The following is a 2,312-nucleotide window of genomic DNA, read 5'->3' as shown; positions in this document are numbered from 1 at the left end:
TCCAGGATCGCACCTCACCGAATCGCGCTGCCAACCAATTCCCGGCAGGCCCCGCGCTTCGCGCGCGGCGATCTCCTTGAGACGGAGCGAGAGTTGGAGCGGGCTCGGGCGCTCCTCCGGCGCTTTGACCAGGCAGGCGCGGATGAGCGGAGCGAGCGCGGCGTGTACGCCGTCGAGCTGAGGCTCCTCGTGCACCACGCGGTAGAGCATCACCTCCGAACTGCCCTGCCCGAAGGGGGAGTCGGCGGTGGCTGCGTACGCCAGCGTCGCGCCCAGCGCGAACACGTCCGTCGCGGGAGTCACCAGTGCGCCCCGCACCTGCTCGGGTGCGAGGAACCCGGGTGAGCCGACGGCCGTGCCCACGTGCGTGAGGGTGCTCGCGCCGGTCGCCCACGCGATGCCGAAGTCGATGATGCGCGGGCCCTTGGGGGAGAGGAGGATGTTCGACGGCTTCAGATCGCGGTGCACGACGCCGGCCTCGTGCACGGCCACCAGCCCCTCGGCCAACGCCGCGCCGACGGACGCGACTTGGCTTGCGGGCAGCGGCCCGGCGTCGGCGACCTTGTCGTGCAGCGAGGGGCCCGGCACGTACTGGGTGGCGAACCAGGGGCGGTCGGCATCGAGGTCGGCCGCGACCAGCCGTGCCGTGCAGCCGCCGCGGATGCGCCGCGCTGCCGACACCTCGCGGGCGAAACGGGAGCGGAACTCCTTGTCCTCCGCCAGATCCGGACGGATGACCTTCAGCGCCACCCGCTGCCCGCGCCGGTCGGAGCCCAGGTAGACGACACCCATGCCGCCTGCTCCCAGCCGGCGGTGAAGCCTGAATGTGCCGACGACTCGCGGGTCCTCTCGTCGGAGCCGCATCATCGCCATGTTGTTCCCCTGCCTGTCATGATCAGGCGCGCCCGGTCACCGGGAGGCCCTCTTGAACCGGCACCCGGTTCGTCCGTCTGACGAGGCACAGCTTACGGACTGCTGCCACGTGGCGACGATAGGCCGCGCACGCGGCGCCGGACGGATTGCCGGGGTGGAATTCAGTTCGACACGTCCGCGTCAACTACCGCGCTGCGCACATGTTCAGCATTCCCACTCGGTCCCAACCTCCCCGTCATCACGCGGAATTGACGGTGCGGAACATGACGGCTCGACTGCCCGGCCGAGCCCCTCGACAAGCTCCGCCCCGGCTGCTGCGGTGCTGCTTTCGGACCCCGGACGGCGAGGAGACAGGCGCCGAGGGGGAGCGCGCGGGTGAGAGATCTCACCTGCTCATCTCCCCACGTTCACCCGGAAGTTGAACTGACTCGGGTCCGAAGACACCAAGGTCGCGGACGCCGGCCGACTTCGCGGCCCGGCGTGGTCGCCCGTGCCACGCGGCGACCCCTCCGGGAAGACCCCGGGACAGCGTCGTACGCCTCCACCCTGGGGAGTATCCGGCGGCCTTCACTGTCATCCTGCGGGAGGCCCCGCAGTCGATACGCGGGCATGACGCCGGGTGGACCGCCCCGACCTAGTCTTGTTGCAAGCGGCGGGCGAAGCACTCGTCCCCCGAGGTCAGTCGCCCGCCGCCCCTGGAATCGAGGGGAGCGGACCATGGCGCACACAGCAGAGCGCACGGCACGCCGGGCACGTGGACGGTGGGCGGCGATAGCCGACTTCGGCACGCGTCCCGGCGGACGCCGTCATCCGCTGGTGGCCGCCGCCATGGTGCTGCCCTTGGCCATCCTCCTCGCCGTCGCCTTCGGGGCGGTGGAGGCGGTGGTCGCACAAGCGTCGTCCGTGGCCGGAATGCTGGGGCACTGAATGGTGCCCCGGGCTCGGGAGAGCGGCCCGAGCCGGGGATAGCCCGGCCGTCAGCCCCGTGGGGACGGGGGTGCGGCGGACGGCATTGAGGTCCGGGCAGCTGGGGAGCTGCCCGGACCTCACGTATGCCGGGCCCTTCTTCCATGGGGGCCTCTGAGGGGTGATGCGCGCTCGGGCGTTCCGCGTACGCTCACGCGGCGGCCCGGCGACGTACCGACCCGAGCAGCGAACGCCACGAGAGACCGCGGGGAGACCGTGCCGACATCGCTCATCGACCGACTGCGCGCGCTCGCCGGGGAGGCGGCCGCGTCCGCATCGCCGGTGCCCGAGGGCCCGGTCGTACTCGCGGACCGGCCGGACGGCACGGTCGTCGGTCTCGGCGGCGTCGTCGCGAAGGCTCATCCGCCCGTCGCGGAGTCCGAGATGGGCGTGTACACCGACCAGTTGGCCCTGCGGTTGAGGATCGCGGCGCACCCACGGCTCGACGGCATCCTGCTGCCGCCGCTCGCATC

Annotated in this window: 2 protein-coding genes and 1 pseudogene; 2 read left to right on the top strand and 1 reads right to left on the bottom strand. The window is 71.8% G+C overall.

Annotated features, from left to right (window positions below):
- Positions 1 to 873 (bottom strand): serine/threonine-protein kinase (locus H5J26_RS30335; protein ID WP_181769161.1); only part of this gene is annotated, 873 nt, incomplete at its 3' end.
- 717 nt (positions 874 to 1,590) lie between these two features.
- On the opposite strand from H5J26_RS30335, the gene H5J26_RS30330 reads away from it, so the two are divergent.
- Positions 1,591 to 1,800 carry a hypothetical protein gene (locus H5J26_RS30330; RefSeq protein WP_181769160.1) on the top strand — a complete coding sequence of 70 codons (210 nt, stop codon included), beginning with the start codon at positions 1,591 to 1,593 and terminating at the stop codon, positions 1,798 to 1,800.
- A 255-nt stretch (positions 1,801 to 2,055) separates the two neighbouring features.
- Positions 2,056 to 2,312: pseudogene (locus tag H5J26_RS30325) on the top strand (aminoglycoside phosphotransferase family protein); the annotation flags it as partial.

Origin of the sequence: Streptomyces albidus (ex Kaewkla and Franco 2022), from assembly GCF_013870515.1 — a bacterium.
Lineage (GTDB): Bacteria > Actinomycetota > Actinomycetes > Streptomycetales > Streptomycetaceae > Streptomyces > Streptomyces albidus.
This window is presented reverse-complemented; position numbering and strand designations above follow the sequence as displayed.

What these genes read in the sequence shown, in the direction of transcription:
- H5J26_RS30330 (WP_181769160.1), top strand. Translation starts at nt 1,591, where the DNA reads ATGGCGCACACAGCAGAGCGCACGGCACGCCGGGCACGTGGACGGTGG.